This window comes from Chroococcus sp. FPU101 (genome assembly GCF_017312365.1).
Taxonomy (GTDB): Bacteria; Cyanobacteriota; Cyanobacteriia; order Cyanobacteriales; family Microcystaceae; genus Chroococcus.
Map to the genome: position 1 here is coordinate 1 of NZ_BLJI01000103.1, position 1,123 is coordinate 1,123.

2 protein-coding genes and 2 pseudogenes are annotated in these 1,123 nt (G+C 39.6%); 1 reads left to right on the forward strand and 3 read right to left on the reverse strand.

Annotated features, from left to right (window positions below; all coding sequences use genetic code 11):
- The 3 genes and pseudogenes from CFPU101_RS25245 to CFPU101_RS25255 all read right to left on the reverse strand — a co-directional run.
- A pseudogene (locus tag CFPU101_RS25245) lies at positions 1–198 on the reverse strand (transposase); the annotation flags it as partial.
- A gap of 183 nt (positions 199–381) precedes the next feature.
- Entirely contained in the window at positions 382–666 is a 285-nt protein-coding gene (locus CFPU101_RS25250) for a hypothetical protein (RefSeq protein WP_206818637.1), read from the reverse strand.
- 19 nt (positions 667–685) lie between these two features.
- Positions 686–868, reverse strand: coding sequence for a hypothetical protein (locus CFPU101_RS25255; protein WP_206818639.1), 183 nt, complete (start codon positions 866–868; stop codon positions 686–688).
- Between the two features lie 148 nt (positions 869–1,016).
- On the opposite strand from CFPU101_RS25255, the pseudogene CFPU101_RS26430 reads away from it, so the two are divergent.
- A pseudogene (locus CFPU101_RS26430) lies at positions 1,017–1,123 on the forward strand (IS1 family transposase); the annotation flags it as partial.

Below are 1,123 nucleotides of genomic sequence, written 5' to 3' on the forward strand. Positions count from 1 at the left end.
AATGATGTCCATTGGCACATTAGCCGTTTCCCGAAAATGTAAGCCTGTCCAATGTTTGATCTCTATTTTTCCCCAAGTTGAGTCGTCAATTTCTAGAGTTTCTATAGGACTTGGCCATGTTTGGGAGTCAGAAAGCTTGAATTTGTCTCCATGTTTTCGGGGTCTGCCCTTTTTTTCTCTTGAATAGGGGCTGTCCACAGACAGCGATTGGGGCGCAGACGCATGATCTTGTCAGCAGGAATGTCAACTGTTAGTTTAATGAAAGAAGCGCAACCGTATTCGCTATCCCAAAGGCTTAGAGGTCGTTCTCTCAGATGATAACAAGCTTGCCTCAGTTGAAAAGCGGCCTTCGTTAAGGGATTCTCAAAACTCGTAATTCTCTCATGACGTAAAGGGTTTTGCCCAACTTCCCGACATCTCTGGAATAAGAGCCAGGGTACTGTATCCGTGTCCCACAGTAATCGGCTTGCCACTAATCACTTTCGCCCCATGCTCATATGTTCGGTCTTTGAGGGTAGGAGCATAAATTCTTGACCAAGCCGTATGATCACCCGCCAAAATTATCCGTTGCTTTTTATCTTTATCTTTATCTTGATGAATTTCTTGAAAATACAGTTTCATCAACCCACGACGCTGTGGTCGTACATCTTCTATGGCTTCATACAATGAGGAAAACTTTCTCTCTTTATACGGGTGATAAAGATAATTCGGCAAAGGAATCCACACTTTTAGTAATTAATACCGCATCCATCACATCCATTGTTGCATCTTTAGCTTTTCCTAATAATTCGTACGCTTCTTGACGAAATCTTTTTAGTCGTTCTAAGTTCATTTTAGGGAGATTGAGTAATTTTGGTGAATTTCTCATTTTCTCCCAAACAGCAGTTCGGATGTCTTCCCAACTGCTTTTTTTAGTCTAAACTCCAGTTATGAGTCAAGCGTTTGAAATCGGTTATCCATAGATTTACTACACTACTGAAAAATACTATACGAATGAATAGAGAGCCTATTTAAGAAATTTGCCAAAGGAGAAACATAAAATCGGCAAAAGAAAAACTTACAAAATTGGAAGGAAGCATTTAGGATTAAGAATAAGAATTAAAAGATTACAAAGAAAGACGAT